The organism is Streptomyces sp. NBC_01016 (assembly GCF_026341035.1).
Taxonomy (GTDB): Bacteria; Actinomycetota; Actinomycetes; order Streptomycetales; family Streptomycetaceae; genus Streptomyces.
Genome location: NZ_JAPEOQ010000001.1, coordinates 3,736,818 through 3,755,093, shown reverse-complemented (window position 1 = coordinate 3,755,093; position 18,276 = coordinate 3,736,818). Strand labels below are relative to the sequence as shown.

At 71.6% G+C, this 18,276-nt stretch carries 19 protein-coding genes and 2 pseudogenes; 6 read left to right on the top strand and 15 right to left on the bottom strand.

Annotated features, from left to right (window positions below; translation table 11 throughout):
• Complete coding sequence (locus tag OG746_RS17010) at nucleotides 1-1,128, top strand: PAS domain-containing protein (protein ID WP_266715461.1); 1,128 nt, start codon at nucleotides 1-3, stop codon at nucleotides 1,126-1,128.
• Nucleotides 1,129-1,150: 22 nt separating this feature from the next.
• On the opposite strand, the gene OG746_RS17005 is transcribed toward OG746_RS17010, so the two are convergent.
• On the bottom strand, nucleotides 1,151-1,969 hold the full coding sequence (locus OG746_RS17005; protein WP_266715460.1) for an RNA polymerase sigma factor SigF: 819 nt from the start codon (nucleotides 1,967-1,969) through the stop codon (nucleotides 1,151-1,153).
• Between the two features lie 420 nt (nucleotides 1,970-2,389).
• Here OG746_RS17005 and OG746_RS17000 point away from each other — a divergent pair, with 420 nt between their 5' ends.
• The 3 genes from OG746_RS17000 to OG746_RS16990 all read left to right on the top strand — a co-directional run bounded on the left by OG746_RS17000 (nucleotide 2,390) and on the right by OG746_RS16990 (nucleotide 4,505).
• Nucleotides 2,390-2,830 carry a CBS domain-containing protein gene (locus OG746_RS17000; protein WP_266715459.1) on the top strand — a complete coding sequence of 147 codons (441 nt, stop codon included), beginning with the start codon at nucleotides 2,390-2,392 and terminating at the stop codon, nucleotides 2,828-2,830.
• Between the two features lie 78 nt (nucleotides 2,831-2,908).
• Nucleotides 2,909-3,451 (top strand): type 1 glutamine amidotransferase domain-containing protein, encoded by a 543-nt coding sequence (locus tag OG746_RS16995; protein ID WP_266715458.1) that lies wholly within the window; start codon nucleotides 2,909-2,911, stop codon nucleotides 3,449-3,451.
• A gap of 49 nt (nucleotides 3,452-3,500) precedes the next feature.
• Nucleotides 3,501-4,505, top strand: coding sequence for a baeRF2 domain-containing protein (locus tag OG746_RS16990; RefSeq protein WP_266715457.1), 1,005 nt, complete (start codon nucleotides 3,501-3,503; stop codon nucleotides 4,503-4,505).
• A 160-nt stretch (nucleotides 4,506-4,665) separates the two neighbouring features.
• Here OG746_RS16990 and OG746_RS16985 read toward each other — a convergent pair whose 3' ends face one another.
• On the bottom strand, nucleotides 4,666-6,288 hold the full coding sequence (locus OG746_RS16985) for an ABC-F family ATP-binding cassette domain-containing protein (RefSeq protein ID WP_266715456.1): 1,623 nt from the start codon (nucleotides 6,286-6,288) through the stop codon (nucleotides 4,666-4,668).
• A 126-nt stretch (nucleotides 6,289-6,414) separates the two neighbouring features.
• Between OG746_RS16985 and OG746_RS16980 the strand changes: the two genes are divergently transcribed.
• Nucleotides 6,415-7,926 carry a bifunctional phosphatase PAP2/diacylglycerol kinase family protein gene (locus tag OG746_RS16980; protein ID WP_266715455.1) on the top strand — a complete coding sequence of 504 codons (1,512 nt, stop codon included), beginning with the start codon at nucleotides 6,415-6,417 and terminating at the stop codon, nucleotides 7,924-7,926.
• A 130-nt stretch (nucleotides 7,927-8,056) separates the two neighbouring features.
• A complete protein-coding gene (locus OG746_RS16975) occupies nucleotides 8,057-8,878 on the top strand; it encodes a class I SAM-dependent methyltransferase (RefSeq protein WP_266715454.1) in 822 nt (273 codons plus the stop codon).
• A 30-nt stretch (nucleotides 8,879-8,908) separates the two neighbouring features.
• On the opposite strand, the gene gvpK is transcribed toward OG746_RS16975, so the two are convergent.
• The 13 genes and pseudogenes from gvpK to OG746_RS16910 form a co-directional block, all read right to left on the bottom strand.
• Nucleotides 8,909-9,190, bottom strand: a complete 282-nt coding sequence (gvpK, locus tag OG746_RS16970) for a gas vesicle protein K (RefSeq protein ID WP_266715453.1) — start codon at nucleotides 9,188-9,190, stop codon at nucleotides 8,909-8,911.
• Entirely contained in the window at nucleotides 9,183-9,380 is a 198-nt protein-coding gene (gene gvpJ / locus OG746_RS16965) for a gas vesicle protein (RefSeq protein WP_266715452.1), read from the bottom strand. The genes gvpK and gvpJ (OG746_RS16965) overlap by 8 nt, the downstream gene beginning before the upstream one ends.
• The gene (locus tag OG746_RS16960; protein ID WP_266715451.1) at nucleotides 9,377-10,168 is read right to left on the bottom strand and encodes a GvpL/GvpF family gas vesicle protein; all 792 of its coding nucleotides are present in this window, start codon (nucleotides 10,166-10,168) and stop codon (nucleotides 9,377-9,379) included. Before OG746_RS16960 ends, gvpJ (OG746_RS16965) begins: the two co-directional genes overlap by 4 nt.
• Nucleotides 10,169-10,359: 191 nt before the next feature.
• Nucleotides 10,360-10,659, bottom strand: a pseudogene (gvpJ, locus tag OG746_RS45620) (gas vesicle protein GvpJ); the annotation flags it as partial.
• The gene (locus tag OG746_RS16950; protein WP_266715449.1) at nucleotides 10,656-11,789 is read right to left on the bottom strand and encodes an SRPBCC family protein; all 1,134 of its coding nucleotides are present in this window, start codon (nucleotides 11,787-11,789) and stop codon (nucleotides 10,656-10,658) included. The pseudogene gvpJ (OG746_RS45620) and the gene OG746_RS16950, both read right to left, overlap by 4 nt.
• Nucleotides 11,782-12,540 carry a DNA primase gene (locus OG746_RS16945; protein WP_266715448.1) on the bottom strand — a complete coding sequence of 253 codons (759 nt, stop codon included), beginning with the start codon at nucleotides 12,538-12,540 and terminating at the stop codon, nucleotides 11,782-11,784. The genes OG746_RS16950 and OG746_RS16945 overlap by 8 nt, the downstream gene beginning before the upstream one ends.
• Nucleotides 12,537-12,761, bottom strand: a complete 225-nt coding sequence (locus tag OG746_RS16940; RefSeq protein WP_266715447.1) for a gas vesicle protein GvpG — start codon at nucleotides 12,759-12,761, stop codon at nucleotides 12,537-12,539. Before OG746_RS16940 ends, OG746_RS16945 begins: the two co-directional genes overlap by 4 nt.
• 4 nt (nucleotides 12,762-12,765) lie before the next feature.
• Nucleotides 12,766-13,515, bottom strand: coding sequence for a GvpL/GvpF family gas vesicle protein (locus OG746_RS16935; protein ID WP_266715446.1), 750 nt, complete (start codon nucleotides 13,513-13,515; stop codon nucleotides 12,766-12,768).
• On the bottom strand, nucleotides 13,512-13,946 hold the full coding sequence (gene gvpJ, locus OG746_RS16930) for a gas vesicle structural protein GvpA (protein ID WP_266715445.1): 435 nt from the start codon (nucleotides 13,944-13,946) through the stop codon (nucleotides 13,512-13,514). The genes OG746_RS16935 and gvpJ (OG746_RS16930) overlap by 4 nt, the downstream gene beginning before the upstream one ends.
• An 82-nt stretch (nucleotides 13,947-14,028) precedes the next feature.
• Nucleotides 14,029-14,370 carry a gas vesicle protein GvpO gene (gene gvpO, locus OG746_RS16925; protein ID WP_266715444.1) on the bottom strand — a complete coding sequence of 114 codons (342 nt, stop codon included), beginning with the start codon at nucleotides 14,368-14,370 and terminating at the stop codon, nucleotides 14,029-14,031.
• Nucleotides 14,371-14,474: 104 nt separating this feature from the next.
• Nucleotides 14,475-14,723, bottom strand: a pseudogene (ligD, locus tag OG746_RS16920) (non-homologous end-joining DNA ligase LigD); the annotation flags it as partial.
• 248 nt (nucleotides 14,724-14,971) lie between these two features.
• The gene (locus OG746_RS16915) at nucleotides 14,972-16,831 is read right to left on the bottom strand and encodes a transketolase (protein ID WP_266715443.1); all 1,860 of its coding nucleotides are present in this window, start codon (nucleotides 16,829-16,831) and stop codon (nucleotides 14,972-14,974) included.
• The gene (locus OG746_RS16910) at nucleotides 16,828-18,273 is read right to left on the bottom strand and encodes an NAD(P)/FAD-dependent oxidoreductase (protein ID WP_266715442.1); all 1,446 of its coding nucleotides are present in this window, start codon (nucleotides 18,271-18,273) and stop codon (nucleotides 16,828-16,830) included. Before OG746_RS16910 ends, OG746_RS16915 begins: the two co-directional genes overlap by 4 nt.
• Between the last annotated feature and the right edge of the window lie 3 nt (nucleotides 18,274-18,276).

Here is an 18,276-nt window from a genome sequence, read left to right as displayed (position 1 = left end):
ATGGCGCAGATGGAGGAATTCGATGAAGAGCTTGCGGACTTCGTGCGCCGTGTGGCGGAGTTGAAAACAGCGCGCTCGGTGTCGACGGCGGAACTGCCCGCCGTACTCGACGCAGCACTCTTCGAACTCGACCATGTAGCAGCGAAGTTGTGGCCGCACCCCCAGCAAGGTGGGGCCACGGGCACGGGTACGAGCCGCAATGCGGCTGCCGAGCGGCACGAACAGCAGCTGCTGCGCGCCGTCTTCCAGCGCCTTCCGCTGCCGGTTGCCCTCGTGGACCGCGAAGCGGTGGTGCGCCGCCTCAACTTCGCGGCGACGACCTTCACCGGCGTACGCGCCGGATACGCGACGGGCCGCCCGATGACCGGGTTCCTGGCGCACGCCGACCGGGCCGCGTTCCGCTCGCAGGTCGCGGCGGTGGCCCGGGGCGAGGGGGACCGCGGGCTGACCGTGCATCTGCAGCAGAACCCGCAGGCCCCCGTCCGCACGATTCTCACGGGCCTGCGCCCGGGCAACGAGCGGCGCACCACCGTCCTCGCGATCCTGCAGCCCGCGGACGCCGCCGGTCTCGGGCCCACGTCGGCCCGGCCCGCCGCGCCGGTCCCCGACCTCGCGGAGACGACCCGGCACGCCGCGCTCACCGACCTGCTCGACGCGATGGCGCGCGAACTGCTCGGCGGCCCCTTGGGCGACCCGGCCGAACTCCTGCGGCACGCCGCCCACGTGCTGCACGGCCGGTTCGCCGACTGGGTGGTGGCCGACAAGGGGGCCGCGCACCTGGAGCGAATAGAGGTGCTCGGCCCGGACGACGAAGCCGTTCGGGACATCGCCGCGCAGGACCCGGCCGCCGCCCCGCTCGTCGTCGAGGCGGCGCGCGGCGGCGCCCCGGCGCTGCTCGTGCGCCCGGAGGACCTGCGGGCCCTGGGCGACGACGCGTCGGGGGCGCCGGTTCTCGTCCGTGCCGATGTCACCTCCCTGCTGTGTGTCCCGCTGATTCCCGCGCCCGGCGAACCGGTCCAGGGCGTGCTCACCCTGTTCCGGTCCGCGGGCCGCCTCGCCTTCTCGATGGCGGAGGCGAAGACGCTGGACATGATGGCCCGTCACATCGCGTTGGCCATGCGGAAATAGGGCCGTCGGCCGACGCACGGGCCTATGCGGCGTCCGCCAGAACCTGGTCCCGCAGGCGGTCGCAGCAGCGGCTGATCAGCCGGGACACGTGCATCTGCGAGATGCCGAGCTGCTCGGCGATCCGGCTCTGTGTCATGTCGCCGAAGAACCGCATGTACAGGATCTCCCGCTCGCGCTCCGGCAGCGCCGCGATCCGCGGCTTGACGGCCTCGCGGTCGACGACGATGTCGAGCGCCGGGTCCGCGACGCCGAGCGCGTCCGACAGCGAGTAACCGTCCTCGCTGCCGGGCAGCTCCGCGTCGAGGGAGAGCGCGGTGAAGCTCTCCAGCGCTTCCAGGCCGCTACGGGCCTCGTCCTCGGTCATGTTGGCGTGCTCGGCGATCTCCGCGAGGGTCGGGGCGCGCCCCGAGATGGTCGCGGAGAGTTCCTGCTGTGCGAACCGGACCCTGTTGCGCAGGTCCTGGACGCGGCGCGGCACGTGCAGCGTCCACATGTGGTCGCGGAAGTGCCGCTTTATCTCGCCGGTCACGGTGGGCACGGCGTAGCTCTCGAAGGCGTTGCCGAGTTCCGGGTCGTATCGGTCCACGGCCTTGACCAGGCCGAGAGCGGCAACCTGCCGCAGATCCTCGTACGCCTCGCCGCGGTTGCGGAAACGCCCTGCGAGCCGGTCGGCCATCGGCAGCCAGGCCTCGACGACCTCCTGGCGCAGTTCATCGCGCTCCGGACCGTCGGGCATGTCGGACATCTGGGCGAAGGCCTCGGCGGTGTCGGGGGCGTCATCGTGCGGGTGGCGTCCACCGGGCTTCACCGAGTTCTGGGGTGAGCTGGTACGCGTGCGCATCTGGTCGCAACTCCCTGAAGGGTGCCTTGGGTTCAGTGGTCACCGTGGGAGTAGCGCCCGCACAGACTGTCGGACACACCCGGGGCGATCCTGCGGATCGACCGGATACGACGCGGTCGTATCCCTCCCACGGACGTGCCTCCTGTCCGAAGCACTGTCATTCGCCTGCCCCTGGGGCATGGCCGCAAACACATCGCCCCTTCGTGCCCTCAATGGGCCGGACCCGCATGTTCGCGCGGGTCCCCCTGCCCCGCGCGGGCAAACCGCCAGGTGTCACCGCGAAGCGGTCGGGTACGCGTCGTGCACCGCCGAGCCATTGGAGGAGAGGAAGCCCTTATAAATGAGCGGGATTGGCTCCGGGTCGGTCGGGTACCTGGCCGGGATCCCGGTGCACCCGAAGATGCAGGAAGGCCTAATGCGATGGCCGATGTAGTGAGGGAAGTCATGACGCCCGGCGTGGTCGCGGTACGCCCCGACGCCTCGCTGGTCGAGGCCGCCCAGCTGATGCGGGCGCAGGACATCGGGGATGTACTGGTGGCGGACGAGATGCAGGTCGTGGGCGTGCTCACGGACCGGGACATCGCGCTGCGGGCCGTCGCCGACGGGGCCGATCCGCTCACGGTGAGCGCCGAGGCGGTGTGCACTCCGCATCCGGTGGCGATCGGCCCGGACGACGAGGTGTCCGCCGCGGTGGCGCTGATGCGCGAGTACGCCGTGCGCCGCCTGCCGGTGGTGCAGGACGGGCAGGCCGTCGGGATGGTCAGCCTGGGCGATCTGGCGCTGACCCAGGACCCGGCGTCCGCGCTCGCCGACATCAGCGGCGCCGACCCGGACGGCTGGGCGCGCGGCACGCCGACCTGACCCCGGCCCGCCCCCGACCCCGACCAGAGCATCCCGAGAGCACCGAACAGCACTACGTAGCAAGGGAGTTGACCGACGATGCGGATCGCGTTCCTGGTGGCACCCGAAGGGGCCGAGCAGATTGAGCTGACCGACCCCTGGCAGGCGGTGCGGGACGCGGACGGCGAACCCGTGCTCGTATCGACCAAGCAGGGTGAGATCCAGGCCTTCGACCACCTCGACAAGGCGGACAAGTTTCCCGTCGACAAGACGGTGGCGTCCCTCGGGTCGTCGGCGGACGGCTTCGACGCGCTGGTACTGCCGGGCGGCGTGGCCAACCCGGACCAGCTGCGCACGGACCCCGAAGCGGTCGCGTTCGTACGGGACTTCTTCGACCGGGGCCTGCCGGTCGCGGCGATCTGCCACGCGGCGTGGACGCTGGTCGAGGCCGACGTGGTGCGCGACCGCACGCTGACCTCGTACCCGAGCCTGGCCACCGACATCCGCAACGCGGGCGGCACCTGGGTCGACGAGCAGGTGAAGGTCTGCACGGCCGGACCGAACGTGCTGGTCACCAGCCGCCGCCCGGACGACCTCAAGGCCTTCGACGCGGCGCTGCTGAAGCAGGTCAGCGGAGTCTGAGGCGCACCGGACCCACGACTACCGGACCCACGACTTTCGGGAGGCAGCCATGGACCTGGCGTTTCTCAACCCCCTGTGCAATCAACCCGGCCCTTGGGCCTCCGTGTACGTCGACACGTCACGGCACAACGAATCCACCCCCGACGAGCGGTCGTTGGAGGCGCTCGGGGTGCAGCGCGCGCTCGCCGCGGCCGGCGCGGACGAGGCGACGTGTCACGCGATGCGGGCCGCGGTCGAGGACCTGCGGCACTCGCGCGAACCGGTCGGCCGGGCCTTCTTCGCACGCGACGGCGAGGTCGTCCTCGACCCGCCGCTGAGCACCCCGCCGGGGCGGACATCGGCGCGCTGGGCGGCGCTGCCGCACACGACGCCGCTGCTCGACCTCGCGGGCGAGGACCCGCTGTGCCTCGTCGCGTACGTCGACCAGGCCGGCGCCGACTTCGAACTGCGCTCCGCGCGCGGCGAGCACACCTGGGAGCACAACGACGGTGAGATCGCCGGGGCGTTGGCGCGCTGCCAGGCCGATACCCGGGCCGATCTCGTCGTCCTGGTCGGCGAGGACCGGGAGTGCGCCGCCGTACGGGACCGGCTCCCCGCCGACCTGCACGGCTCGGTCGTCCGCGCCCGGCACGGGGCGGAGAGCCGGCTCCTCGACAGCGAGCTGGAACAGGCCAGGGCCCAGCAGGTGGCGCAGCGCGCCGCGCACGACCTGGCGCTGTTCGCCGAGGCGCGCGGTCAGGGCGAAGCGGCGGCGGAGGGCGTGCCGGCGTTGGTGGACGCGGCGCGTGAGCACCGGATCGCGGAGCTGCTGATCCGTTCGGACGGGCCCGACGCGCACCGTGAGGTGTGGGTGGGCGACAGCCCGGACCAGTTGGGCGTGCGGCGCACGGACGCGGAGGCGCTCGGCGCGGGTGAGGTGGTGTCGGCGCGGGCCGACGACGCCCTCATGCGGTGTGCTGCCGCGAGTGGGGCGGGGGCGTTGTCCGTGTCCGGAGCGGATCCCTCTGCGGGGCCGGCGGGTGGCCTCGGCGCGCTGCTGCGTTGGACCCACTAGCGGTTACGGCCGCGGGGCTCTGCCCCGGACCCCGCGCCTCAATCGCCGGCGGGGCTGGAAATGCCCACCGGCGATCGGGCTTGATCCATCAATCGCCGCAGGGGCTTGAGCTATCAAGCCCCTGCGGCGATTGAGCAGCGGGGTCCGGGGCGGAGCCCCGTTACCTGGCGCGGTCCACTCGGCGTTCGTCCCAGACCGGGGCCTGGGTCTCGCGGACCTGGCCGTCCGAGCCGAAGACCAGGTAGCGGTCGAAGGCGCGGGCGAACCAGCGGTCGTGGGTGACCGCGAGGACCGTGCCGTCGAAGGACTCCAGGCCCTCCTGAAGCGCCTCCGCCGACTCCAGGTCGAGGTTGTCCGTGGGCTCGTCCAGCAACAGCGCGGTCGCCCCCTCGAGCTCGAGCAGCAGGATCTGGAAGCGGGCCTGCTGGCCACCCGACAGCCGCTCGAACTTCTGCTCCGCCTGCGCCGTCAGCTCGTAGCGACGGAGCAGGGACATCGCCGCCCCCTTGTCCTTCGCGTGGTCGCGCCACAGGATGTCGAGGAGCGGCCGGCCCTGGAGCTCGGGGTGGGCGTGGGTCTGGGCGAAGTGCCCCGGCACCACACGCGCACCGAGCTTCCACGCTCCCGTGTGCCCCACGGAGTCGTCGCCCGCGAGCAGCCGCAGGAAGTGCGACTTCCCCGAGCCGTTCGAACCGAGGACCGCGACCCGCTCGCCGTAGAAGACCTCCAGCGAGAAGGGCTTCATCAGGCCGGTCAGCTCAAGGTTCTCGCAGGTCACCGCCCGAATGCCGGTGCGGCCGCCCTTCAGGCGCATCGTGATGTCCTGCTCGCGCGGCGGCTCCGGCGGCGGGCCCGCCTCCTCGAACTTGCGCAGCCGCGTCTGCGCCGCCGCGTAGCGGGACGCCATTTCGTGGCTGACGGAAGCCGCCTGCCGCAGATTGACCACAAGCTTCTTCAGCTGCGCGTGCTTCTCGTCCCAGCGGCGCCGCAGCTCCTCGAAGCGCGCGAAACGCTCGCGACGCGCCTCGTGGTACGTGGCGAAGCCGCCGCCGTGCACCCACGCGTCGGCCCCGCCGGGGCTCGGCTCGACGCTGACGATCTTCTCCGCGGAGCGGGCGAGGAGCTCCCGGTCGTGGGAGACGAACAGGACCGTCTTGCGGGTCTCGCGGAGCTTCTCCTCCAGCCAGCGCTTGCCGGGGACGTCCAGATAGTTGTCCGGCTCGTCGAGGAGGAGGACCTCGTCCGTGCCGCGCAGCAGCGCCTCCAGGACGAGGCGCTTCTGTTCGCCGCCCGAGAGGGTGCTCACCTCGCGGAACTGGGCCTTGTCGTACGGCATGCCCAGCGCCGCCGTCGTGCACATGTCCCAGAGGGTCTCCGCCTCGTAGCCCTGTGCCTCGGCCCAGTCGGAGAGGGCCTGCGCGTAGCTCATCTGCGCGGCCTCGTCGTCGACGGTCATGATCAGGTGCTCGGCCTCGTCGACCGCCTTCGCCGCCTCCCGGATGCGCGGCGTGGACACCGATACGAGGAGGTCGCGGACGGTCGTCTCGTCACGGACAGACCCCACGAACTGGCGCATCACGCCGAGGCCGCCGCCGACGGTGACCGAGCCTCCGTGCGGCCGCAGCTCGCCGGAGATCAGTCGCAGGAGGGTCGTCTTGCCCGCTCCGTTCGGCCCGACGAGCGCGACGACCGCGCCCTCGCCGACCCGGAACGAGACATCGCCGAGCAGCGCCCTCCCGTCGGGGAGGTAGTACTCAAGATGTGCCGCTTCCAGATGTCCCATGATCCCGCATTCTGGACGCCCGTGCGGGTGACGGGCAAACGAATTGGCCTGAGCGCACCGGATGCGGACCCCTCGCCGGGGTACCAGTCACGCATGTCGCCCCTGAAGTCACTGAATTTGAAGTCCATGAATTCGCTGAAGCCGTTCACCTCGGGTCCCCTCCTTGATTCGACGCCACCCGCGCCCCCGACGTTGCGCGCCCGGCTCGCCGCACTCGATCTGCGCGTCTTCGAGTTCGCCGCGGGAGCGAACTGGCCGGGCGCCGAGCGGATCCTGCCGCGCCTGAGCAAGTCCGCGAACCACGGTGTGCTGTGGTTCGCGGTGGGCGGGGCCCTCGCGGTGTCCGGATCGCCGCGCGCCCGCCGGGCCGCCGTGCGCGGAGTGGCCTCTCTCGCGCTCGCCTCGGCGACCATCAACACCCTCGGGAAGCGCTCGGTGCGCCGGGCGCGGCCGGATCTCGACCCGGTGCCGCTGGTCCGCCGGCTGAAGCGGCAGCCGTTCACGACCTCGTTCCCGTCCGGGCACTCGGCCTCCGCCGCGGCCTTCGCGACGGGCGTGGCCCTGGAGTCCCGTGGTCTGGGCGCGCTCGTCGCCCCCGTGGCCTTCTCCGTGGCGGCCTCCCGCGTCTACACCGGCGCCCACTTCCCCGCCGACGTCCTCGCGGGCGCGGCCCTCGGCGCGGGTGCGGCGTTCGCCGTACGCGGTCTGGTGCCTACCCGCGACCAGCTGCCGGCGCCGGGCCGCCCCCTGGTGGACGACGTGCCGGCGCTGCCGGGCGGCGAGGGCCTCGTGATGGTCGTGAACACCGGGGCGGGCACCCCGGAGCGTGTGCGGGCCCTGCGGGACGCGCTGCCCCTCGCCGAATACATCGAGTGCACCGGCGGCGACCTCGAGCAGCAGCTGGAGAAGGCGGCGCCGCGCGCCCGCGCGCTCGGCATCTCGGGCGGCGACGGGTCCGTGAACACGGCCGCGCGCGTGGCGCTCCGGCACGATCTGCCGCTCGCGGTGCTGCCCGGCGGCACCCTCAACCACTTCGCGTACGACCTCGGCATCGAGGACACCGGCGATCTGGTGGGCGCCGTCGAGGGCGGTCACGCGGTCGCCGTGGACGTGGGCCGCTTCTCGTCCGGGCACGGCTCCGGGATCTTCCTCAACACCCTGAGCCTGGGCGCCTATCCGGAGCTGGTGCGGGAGCGGGAGCGCTGGTCGGGGCGGGTCGGCGGGCGGCTCGCGGATGTCGTGGGGGCCATGTACGTGCTGCGCCGCGACCATCCGCTGAGCGTCGAACTGCAGGGCAGGAAGCGGCCGTTGTGGCTGCTGTTCGCCGGGAACTGCACGTACCGGCGGATGGGCCTCACCGCGGGCCGGCGCGCGAACCTGGCCGACGGCCTGCTCGACGTGCGCACGGTGGACGGCGGCCGGCTGCCCGGCGTGCGGCTGCTCGCGGCGGCCCTCTCGGGGCCGCTGTCCCGCTCGCCGTTCCACACGGCGACCCGCCTGACGCGGCTGCGGGTGGACGGCGTGGCACCCGGCACCCCGCTCGCCTTCGACGGTGAAGTCACCGAGTGCGGCGGGGAGTTGTGGGTGGACAAGGAGCACGAGGGGCTGCGCGTGTACCGGCCGCACTCGGTGCTCTGACCCGATCCCACAACCCCCTCGGTCCACTATTCAAGACGGTTATCTCACAATGCGGCTCACGGGCGTACGGTGATCGAACCGTCGGGGGCAGGCGTCCCCGGCAGTCCGCCGTACGCGAAGGGACCGAGTCATGCCTCAGGAGACCGCCGTATACACCCACGGACACCACGAGTCCGTGCTCCGCTCGCACACCTGGCGCACCGCCGCCAACTCGGCGGCCTACCTGCTCGACTCGCTCAAGCCACACATGAAGATCCTGGACATCGGCTGCGGCCCCGGCACCATCACCGCGGATCTGGCCGAACTGGTCCCCGACGGGCATGTCACCGGCGCCGACCACGCCGAGGGCATCCTGGACCAGGCGCGCGCCACTGCCGCCGAACGGGGCCTGACCAACGTCGACTTCACGACGGCCGACGTGCACGCGCTCGACTGGCCGGACGACACGTTCTGCGTCGTGCACGCGCACCAGGTGCTCCAGCACGTGGGCGACCCGGTGCAGGCGCTGCGCGAGATGCGCCGGGTGACGAAGCCGGGCGGGTACATCGCCGTGCGGGAGTCCGACTACGCGGCGTTCTCCTGGTTCCCGCGGCTGCCCGCCATGGACGACTGGCTGGACCTGTACGAGCGGGTCACCCGCGCCAACGGCGGCGAGCCGGACGCCGGGCGCTTCCTCAAGTCATGGGCCCTGAAGGCCGGTTTCGCGCAGGAGGACATCACGTGCTCCGCCGGCAACTGGTGCTACTCGACGCCCGAGGAGATCTCCTGGTGGAGCGGGCTGTGGGCGGACCGCACACTGGCCACCGCGTACGCCGAGCGGGCGACGGGCGGCGGCCACGCGACGCCGGAGCAGCTGACGGCCGTGTCGCAGGCGTGGCGCGAGTGGGGCACGCACGAGGACGCGTGGTTCGGCGTGCTGCACGGAGAGATCCTCTGCCGCAAGCCCCGCTGACGCCACAAGTACCGCTGACCACAAGGTGGTTCAGCTGCGGGGCAGCAGCGGGCCCAGCGGTCCGAGGTCGATGTTCAGGTCCTCGGGCCGCAGCCCGTAGCGCTCCCGCAGCTGCTCCATGCGGTCCTCCAGGAGCATCAGGGTGAGACCGACCCGCTCCTCCTGATCCTCCGTCAGATCACCGAGGTCGAAGCGGCGGACCGCCTGCCGCTCCATGAGCTGGCGCAGCAGCTCGACGAGGGTGAGGACGAGCTTCATCAGGTCGCGCTCGACCGTGTCGGGTTCCAGTTCGATGCGGCGGCGTTCACTCATCGTTCATCACCTCCGGCCAGGGCGAGGGCACTTGCTCGTTCACCGAGCTGATCAGGGCGTTGAGATCGATGCGCACCAGGTCGACATCGGCGATGCGCAGGGTGACGTCGCCTGCGAGGACGACGCCGCCCGCGAGCAGCCGGTCGAGGAGGTCCACCAGGGCGATCTCGCGCCGTTCGACGACCGTCACGTCTGCCCCTCTTCATCGTCGTCGGCCGTGAACGAGTAGCCCGCCCACGGCCCGGTCAGCTCGACCCGCAGATCCGGCTCGCGGTCCTTCGTCGCGTCGACCCGCTCCACGAACTCCTCGGCGTCCGAACGCTCCACGAGATACGCCGCGTTGAGCACGTTCAGCCCGCTGACGCGGGAGAGTTCCGGGTTCTGCGGCGGGTGCACGCGGGTGTGCGCGGCGTGCAGGGACAGCTCGTCGTGCAGCTCCTGTGCGAAGCCTTCGGCGCGCCGCCAGGTGTCGTCGCGCGCGGTGCGCTCGGCGCGGCGGCGGCGCAGATAGTCACGGCCGGAGGTGGCCGGCCCAGCGGCGGGCGCGGGGGCCTCGGGCTCCTCGACGTACACCTTCACACCCCACTCCACGCGCCCCGCGAGGCGGTCGAGGCCCGCGCGGAAGCGCCGCTCCTCCTGCTCCATCATGAGCCGTACGCCCGCGTCGTCACGGAAGACCGTGGCGAGGCGCAGCGGGAGCGGGCTGGTGACCGTGGTGAGCGCGGCGATCACGTTCTGGTGGGCGCGGGCCGTCTCGGTGAGCCAGTCCAGGTCCTCCAGGTGGGCGTGGAGCGGCGCCTCGGCGAAGTCCCGTTCGGGTACGGAGCCGACGACCGCGACGAGGCCCTGGTGCTCGAGCTGCCGGGGCGGGGAGCCCGCCACACCGGTGAGTTCGGCCTGGAGCGGGGCGTCGAGCGGGTGGCACACGGCGTACACGTAGCGCAGCTCGCGCGGCTCGTACGGCTCGTCGGTGGTCACGCCGTCCCCCTCTCGTTGCGCCTCTCAGTACGCCTCTCGCCACGGCCCTCTCCGCGACTGTCCCCGCGGCTCTCTCCGCGGCTCTCTCCTCGACTGTCTCCGCGGGTCTCCCTGCGCCTCTCGCCGCGCCGCTCGTCACGCCTCTCGCCGCGCGCGTCGTCGCGCGCCTCGATCTGCCGGCTCCCGCTCCCCTCCTCGAGCTCGGCCAGCCGCTGCTTCAACTCGGCGTTCTCCTTTGCGAGTTCCTTGCGGCGGGCACCCGAGGAGAGGGCGGGGTCGTCCTCCCACCAGTCGATGCCCATCTCCTTGGCCTTGTCGACCGAGGCGACGATGAGACGCAGTTTGATGGTGAGCAGTTCGATGTCGAGCAGGTTGATGCGGATGTCACCCGCGATCACGATGCCCTTGTCCAGGACCCGTTCCAGGATGTCGGCGAGGTTGGCCCCGCCGCCACCCCCGAACGGCTCCGGATGTCGGCTCGCCGTCGTCATCGACGGGCCCCGGCACCGGCCCGCTGACGCTGCCGGGCCGGCGGCTCGGGCTCGTCATCGGGCTCCTCATCGGATTCGTACTCCTCGACCTCGTCCTCGAGCTCGCCCTCGTCCTCCTCGGGCAAGGGTTCGGAGTCCTCGGGCCCGCGCTCGGAGTCCTCGTCGTCGTACTCCTCGGAGCCGTACTCCTCGGTCTCTTCGGAGCCCTCGGCCCCTTCGGCGTCCTCGGAGTCGGAGTGCTCGGCGTCGTACTCGTCCGAGGGCTTGCCGGCCTCCTCCTCCTGGGCGAGCGCGTCCTCGTGGGTGAGGACGACCTCGCCGTCCTGGATCTCGCCGCGCCATCCGTCGCTCGCCTCGCCGCGCAGCGTCACGAACCGCGCGAAGTGCTTGAGGTCGAGACGGGCCCGACGGCCCTGGGCGCGCCAGATGTTTCCTGTCTTCTCGAACAGGCCCTTCGGGTAGTACTCGATGATCAGTAGCACCCGGGTGAGCCGGTCGGCCATCGGGTGGAAGGAGATGACACCCTTCGACGTGCCCTTGGCACCCTCCGACGTCCACTGGATCCGGTCGTCCGGCACCTGCTCGGTGGTGGTGGCCTTCCAACTCCGGTTGGACCAGAAGATCTTGAGCTGCCAGTCCGACGTGGTGTCGTCCGCCCGGTTCGCGTTCTTGACGCCCTTCGCGAACGTGCTGAACTCCTGGTACTGCGTCCACTGGTCGTAGGCGGTCCGCAGATCGACGCCCACGTCGATGAACTCCATGATGACGGTGGGCTTCTTGCCCGCGCCGCCCTTGCTCTTCCCCTTGCCGCCCGCGAGCCCCTTGAAGGCGTTCTTCACGTTGTCCTTCAGGCGTCCGGCGCCGAGTTCCACGGCGCTGCGCACCGGTCCCTTGCCCTCGGCGAGCTTGCGGCCGCCGTCGAGCGCCAGCTTCGCGAAGCCGGGGCTGTTGCCCTGGGCGATGTCATTGAGCTTGACCGTCGCCCCGCCGAGCTGGCGACCCGCGCCCATCAGCAGCCGCTGGGCCTGCGCGGCGAGGTACTCCTGGAGTTCGGACTTGAGGTGATCCGCAGCGGCGCTCTGGGCGAGGCCGCCGATCGCCCCCGTGCCGGCCTTGTTGTTGTCAGCCACGGCTCCGGCCTCCCTTCGCGGCGCCGGACGCGGCGCGCCCGGTCTTGACGGTGCCACGCGCGCCGCCCGTCGCCTTCGCGGCGGCGCTCTTCTTCTTGGCGGGCGCCTTGCCGGAGGCCCGCTCCGTGGCGGCCCGCTTCTCCCCGCCGGAGCCGCTCGCCCGGGCGGGACTCCGCCGACGGCGGCCGTCGCCTTCGTCGCTCCGGTTCTCGGCCTCGTCCTCGTCCGCGGCCTCGCTCCTGTCCTCGGCATCGTCGTACGAGGCGTCGTCGCGGTCCTTGTCCTCGTCGTACGAGGCCTCTTCCGGGTACGCGTCGTCGTACGGCTCGTCCTCGGCCGGCTCGTCGTCCGCGCCGCGGGAGCCAGGAACGACCCCGGTGACCTTCCGCCCGGCGTCCCGCCCGGCGTCGCGCACGTCGTCCACGTCAGGGGCGACGCCCGAGATCTGGTCGCGCACGCCCTGCGTACGGCTGTGCAGCCGTCCCGCGAGGCCCTCGATCTGGCGCTCGACGAGCGCGCCCGAGGCCGCCTTTCCTACTCCGCGCAGATCCTCACGGAGCTGGTCGCCGATCTCCTTGAACTGCGGGTTGTTCTGCAACTGCGTGGTCACCAGCTCGCCGAGCGCACGCGGGCTCAGGTTCAGCCGCTTGCCCGCGACCATCGTGCCGACGGCGATCGCCAGCTTCATCTTCTTCGTACGTCCCAAGACGTAACCGGCCCCTATCGCGAGGCCGAGCGCTGTTCGGTTCACGGTCCCTCCAGACGGTCGAGGAGCTCGTCCTCGACGCGGTCGAACGTTTCCTGGTCGATCTCACCGGCCACCAACTTCTCTTCCAGGCGGGAGAGTTCGGCCCGTACGGCCGCCGGGTCGTAGTACTGCCGCTCGGCCTCGGCGAGCACCTGCTCCATGGCCCACAGGGATCCGCGCACCGGAGCGAGCGGCAGCAGCAGTACCTCCGAGATCAGGCCCATGGGCTCACTCCGTGGCCGCGGGCTCCGAAGGGCCCGGATCGACGAAGCTGTACGGGGGCAGCGGCCCGTGGACGGTGATGTCGAGGTGGGAGTGGCTCTGTCGCACTTCCTCGACGGCGGCGAGGAAGTGCTCGGCCGCCTTCTTGTCGACGAGGAACGAGATATTGGCCAGCCAGCCCGTGCTCTCGGGCCCCGTCGACACCGCGGCGGCCGTGGGTTCCAGCAGCTGCTGGAGCTCGACGGCGTCCTCGGACTCGCGGGTCTGCACGGCGGACACGACCAGTTCGCCCAGCCGCAGCCGGTCCTCGTAACTGCCGCCGCCCGACTTCCTGTTGGCCTCGGTCAGGGAGCGGAGCTCGGGGTTGTCGACCATCACCTGGTGCAGCACTGCTTCCTCGTCGTGCTGCGCCTTGACGTTGTATTCGGACTTGCCGTCGAGTGCCTGCAGCCGCTCCAGGTAGTGGTCGGCGCGCTCGGCGAGTACCGCCGTCACCGACTCGTCGTCGGGGGCGAGGGAGCCGAACCGCATCGGCAGCACCGGTCCCCCGCCGCCCGCCTCGGAGAGCACGCTCTGGTGGGCGAGCAGGTCGCGGCGCTTGGGCCGCAGATTCTCCGGGGACTCGCTGACGATCGCGGCGAGCGGCCCCTCCTTCACGACGCGCACTTCGCGGGCCGGTTCACCGATGCCGCCCATTCCGGCGGGCAGCGAGGGGTGTTCGGTGCTCGCGATGCCGTAGATGTATGTGCCGCTCACTCCTGCTCCTCCTTCCGACGGCTCGTCGACGGCCTGCGACCGCCGGAACCGGACCGCCTCGGCTCCGCCTGCCCCTCCTCGCGCGCCTGGTTGAAGGCGTCGGAGACGGTCTGCGCGGCACCGGAGAGCGCGCCCTTGGACTTGCCGCGCGCGCCGGATTCGGTGATCTCACCGACGAGGTCGGGCAGTCCGGGACTGCGCTTCGGCCCGGCCTCCAGGTCGAGCCTGTTGCAGGCCTCGGCGAAGCGGAGATAGGTGTCGACGCTGGCGATGACGACCCTGACGTCGATCTTCAGGATCTCGATGCCGACCAGCGAGACACGGACGAACGCGTCGATGACGATCCCGCGGTCCAGGACGAGTTCGAGTACGTCGTACAGGCCGCTGGTGCCACCACCGCCGCCTGACTGTTGTGCGGGGACAACGGTCATGAAGGCCGGCCCTCCCTGTCTGTGTAGGTCTGTGTAGTGCGCAGCGTGCGATGCGCGGTCGTTCGAGGCGGGGCGCGGGGGCCTATTGGCCGTGTGCCGACTCGGAGCGTCCCCGCTCGTAGCGGCGGATGCGCCGGTAGCCGGTCAGGACGCCGTGCGGGTCCAGGCTCACCTGGTAGCTCGCCAGCAGGCTCATGGTGTCGGGGACCCGGGCCATTTCGAGCACCTCGATCTCCAACTCCCAGCCGTCCTCGGTGCGTTCGAAGGACGACACCGTCTCGGCCGCCATCCCGGTGAGCTCCGCCAGCTGAGTGCGCGCCTCGCGCAGCACTTCCATCGGGCCTGGTGCGCCGCCCGCCTCGGTGGTCTCTTCGTCGTCGGGCTCTCGCTCCGACGACGCTTGCGTCTTCTTTGTGTATGTCATGGCAGCCTCGGTCACCGAGTCTCCACAACCCCCCGAAGCAAACCTCAACTCCCCTACCGTGACCGGAGTTTGCTCCAGGCCGGGCCGAGCGAGCGGCCCCTGCCGACGACGTGGACGCCGCGGGAGCCGGTGGCCATCGGGGCGCTGGGCAGGCCCAGTTCGTACAGCAGCGCGTGCAGTTGGCGGGCGGCCTCGCGCACCGCCTCGAAGTCGTCCCCGTTCCCGTCCTCGTACGGGTCAAGGTCGAAGACCAGCCGGTCGGGGTGGTCGATGTCGTCGACGCGGGACAGCCAGCGGTGCAGGGTGAGGGCGGCCTGGTCGACGAGGAAGATCAGGGTGGCGGTGTCGTCGCACGGGCCGCTGAACTTCCACGTCACGGTGGTCCGTCTTGGGGGGCCTCCTTCCTGATCCGCTGCACCGGCATTACGGCCGCGGGGCTCTGCCCCGGCCCCCGCGCCTCAATCGCCGGCGGGGCTTGATATTTCAAGCCCCGCTCTGGGACGAGACTCGCGGGGTCCGGGGCAGAGCCCCGATCTTTTAAGCCCCGCCGGCGATTGAGGCGCGGGGTCTGGGGCGGAGCCCCAGGGGCGTAACCACGGGATCATGACGTCACCGCGTGCTCGACCAACAGGCCGACCGCCGCCACGATCCCCGCCGCATCGATACCCGCCGCCGCCAACTCCTCCCCCGGCGTCGCAGACCCCGGCATCGTACGAACCCCCAACCGCACGAACCGCGGAGCCGGCTCCCCGTCGGAGAAGGCCTCCGCGACCGCGTCCCCGATGCCGCCCTGCTCCCGGTGGTCCTCCACCGTCAGCAGACACCCGGTGGCCCGCGCCGCCTCCCGCAAAGTGCGCCGGTCGACCGGCTTCACCGAGTACAGGTCGATCACGCGGACCGGAATGCCCGCCGCGGCCAGCTCGTCCGCCGCCTTCAGCGCCTCATGGACCGTGACACCCGCCGCGACGACCGTCACCCGGTCACCGTCCCCGGAGCGCAGCACCTTGCTGCCGCCCACCGGGAACTCCTCGTGCGGCGGGTAGATCACCGGCGCCGCACCGCGCGAGGTGCGCAGGTAGCGGATGCCGGTCAAGTCGGCCATGTTCGCGATGAGTTGGGCGGTCTGGTTCGCGTCGCAGGGGTACAGGACGGTGGTGTCGTGGATCGCGCGGAACATCGCCAGGTCCTCGAGGCCCATCTGGGACGGGCCGTCCTGCCCGATCGCGACGCCCGCGTGCGAACCGACGAGGTTGATGTCCGCCCCGCTGATGGACGCCATGCGGATGAAGTCGTGCGCGCGGGTGAGGAACGCCGCGAAGGTACCCGCGTACGGAAGCCACCCACGGGCGCTCAACCCCACGCTCGTGGCGATGAGTTGCTGCTCGGCGATGTAGAGCTCGCCGTACCGCTCGGGGTGCTCCTTCGCGAACATCTCCGTGCGCGTGGAGTCGCCGACCTCACCGTCGAGCGCGACGACGTCGCCGCGCGCGGAACCGAGAGCGGTGAGCGCCTGGCCGTAGGCATCACGGGTGGCGACCTCGTCGCCGACGTCGAAGCGCGGCAGGTCGAGGCGTCCGCTGCGCACCGCGTGCAGGACGCGCGCGGCGGGCGGCTCCTGCACCGACACCCGTACGCCTCGGTCGCCGCCCAGCTCCTCGATCGCCTCCGCGGCGTCCGGCAGCGGCTTGCCGTGCGCGCCCTCGCGGTCCTCCACGGCAGCGACGCCCTTGCCCTTGAGGGTGCGGGCGAGGATCGCCGTGGGCCGGCCGACGGTCGACGCGGCCTCCGCGTACGCGCGGTCGATCTCCGCCACGTCGTGCCCGTCGATGACGATGGTGTGCCAGTCGAAGGCCTTGAAACGGCGGGCGTAGGCATCGAGGTCGTGGCCGTGCCGGGTGGGTCCGCGCTGGCCGAGCCGGTTGACGTCGACGATCGCGGTGAGGTTGTCGAGCTGCTCGTACCCGGCGTACTCGGCGGCCTCCCACACCGACCCCTCCGCCAACTCGCTGTCCCCGCACAGGACATACACCTGGTAGCCGACCCGGTCGAGCCGCTTGCCCGACCAGGCGATGCCGGCCGCGACGGGGAGCCCCTGGCCGAGCGATCCGGTGGCCGTCTCGACCCACGGCAGGCGCCGCGGCGTCGGATGCCCCTCGAGCCGGCTGCCCTGCTTGCGGAAGGTGAGCAGCTCGGTGTCGTTGATCGCGCCGACCGCCTTGTACGCCGAGTAGAGGAGCGGCGAGGCGTGCCCCTTGGAGAGGACGAAGCGGTCGTTGCCGGGGTGGGCGGGGCGGTCGAAGTCGTAACGGAAGTGCCGGCCGAGGAGGACGGCCATCAGGTCGGCGGCGGACATCGACGAGGTGGGGTGCCCGGAACCCGCCGCGTCGGCCGCGCGGACCGAGTCGACCCTCAACTGCTGCCCGAGTGCCTGAAGGTCGGCGTCGCTGTACGTGGTGGTCACGAGGCACCTCCTTGGTCGTGCTGTTCTGCCTTTTGCTTGTCGCGACTGCCTTCGTCGCGGCTGCCTTCGTCGCGGCTGCCTTCGTCGCGGCTGTGGTCGTCACCGCTGTAGTCGTCGCGACTGTGGTCGTCGCGGCTGCCATCGGGTACGCGGGCCAGCTCCGGCGAGGCCGTGTCGAGCGGCACGGACCAGGAGCGGACGAGGCCCAACTGGACGGCCTGGCGCGGCAGTACGGAGTCGAGCAGCCAGTCCGCGGCGACCCGCACCCGGTTCCCGGGCATCGCGGCCAGGTGGTAGCCGCGGGTGACGGCGCCCGCGAGCGGACCCGACAGCGGGATACCGAGCGGGTTCGCGGCGGCCTGCACGCCACCGAGGTCGACGGTGAAGCCGAGGTCCTTGTGCCGGTACTCGCGGCGCTCACCCTTGCCGAGGGACGCGGCGACGTTCAGACCCGCGACGCGCCCCTGCCGCCAGGCGTGCTGCGCGGTCATCGGCGTGTACTCGCCCGGCTTCTCCAGGTCGGGCACCGCGGCCGCGTCGCCGCACGCGAACACCTCGGGGTGGCCGGGCACGTTGAGATACGGGTCGACGAGCAGCCGCCCGCGTTCGAGGGGCGGCCCGAGTTCGGCGACGAGCGGATCGGGACGGACGCCGACGCACCACACGAGCGTACGAGTGTCGACGAACTCGCCGTCGTCCAGCAGGACTCCGGCCTTCGTGGCCTCCTTCACGGAGGTCCTGTTCCGTATCTCGACGCCGCGCCGGCGCAGCACGCTGTCGGCGGTCCGGGAGAGGTGCTGGTCGAGTTCCGGCAGGACGCGCGGCGCGATGTCGAGCAGCATCCAGCGCGGGCGGATCCCGTGGGGCAGCGGCTGTTTCTTCACCAGCGCGTCGGTCAACAGCTGCCCCTGCGCGGCGACTTCGGTGCCGGTGTAGCCGGCGCCGACCACGACGAAGGTGCAGCGGGCCCGGCACTCCTCCGGGCTGTCCGCGGCCGCGGCGAGCTCGATCTGCCGGGTCACATGGTCCCGCAGGTACAGCGCCTCCGGCATGCCGCGGAAGCCGTGCGCGTGCTCGGCGACACCCGGCACCGGCAACAGCTTGTTCACGCTGCCAACGGCCAGGACGAGGCGGTCGTACTCCAGGGTGCCGCGCCCGCCCTCCGGGTCCGTGTACGAGACGACGTGCCCGTCGAGGTCCACGCCGTCGGCCTCACCGAGCACACGCCGCACGTGCGGCAGCGTCCCGGACAGCGACACGGTCACCCGTCGCGGCTCGAGCGCGCCCGCGGCCACCTGCGGCAGGAGGGGGAGGTAGAGAAAGTAGTCGGTGGGGTTGAGCAGGGTGACGTCGACCCTGTCGCGGGCCACCCGCGTCAGCATGCGGGCGGCCCGGTATCCGGCGAACCCGGCACCGACAACGACGACTCGGGATCGGCTCACTGT

Excerpts from the sequence above, each read along its gene's own strand:
- OG746_RS17010 (WP_266715461.1), top strand. The coding sequence starts at position 1 with ATGGCGCAGATGGAGGAATTCGATGAAGAGCTTGCGGACTTCGTGCGC.
- OG746_RS17000 (WP_266715459.1), top strand. The coding sequence starts at position 2,390 with ATGGCCGATGTAGTGAGGGAAGTCATGACGCCCGGCGTGGTCGCGGTA.
- OG746_RS17005 (WP_266715460.1), bottom strand. The coding sequence starts at position 1,969 with ATGCGCACGCGTACCAGCTCACCCCAGAACTCGGTGAAGCCCGGTGGA.
- OG746_RS16975 (WP_266715454.1), top strand. The coding sequence starts at position 8,057 with ATGCCTCAGGAGACCGCCGTATACACCCACGGACACCACGAGTCCGTG.
- gvpJ (WP_266715445.1), bottom strand. The coding sequence starts at position 13,946 with ATGACCGTTGTCCCCGCACAACAGTCAGGCGGCGGTGGTGGCACCAGC.
- OG746_RS16995 (WP_266715458.1), top strand. The coding sequence starts at position 2,909 with ATGCGGATCGCGTTCCTGGTGGCACCCGAAGGGGCCGAGCAGATTGAG.
- OG746_RS16985 (WP_266715456.1), bottom strand. The coding sequence starts at position 6,288 with ATGGGACATCTGGAAGCGGCACATCTTGAGTACTACCTCCCCGACGGG.
- OG746_RS16980 (WP_266715455.1), top strand. The coding sequence starts at position 6,415 with ATGAATTCGCTGAAGCCGTTCACCTCGGGTCCCCTCCTTGATTCGACG.
- gvpO (WP_266715444.1), bottom strand. The coding sequence starts at position 14,370 with ATGACATACACAAAGAAGACGCAAGCGTCGTCGGAGCGAGAGCCCGAC.
- OG746_RS16940 (WP_266715447.1), bottom strand. The coding sequence starts at position 12,761 with ATGGGCCTGATCTCGGAGGTACTGCTGCTGCCGCTCGCTCCGGTGCGC.
- gvpK (WP_266715453.1), bottom strand. The coding sequence starts at position 9,190 with ATGAGTGAACGCCGCCGCATCGAACTGGAACCCGACACGGTCGAGCGC.
- OG746_RS16990 (WP_266715457.1), top strand. The coding sequence starts at position 3,501 with ATGGACCTGGCGTTTCTCAACCCCCTGTGCAATCAACCCGGCCCTTGG.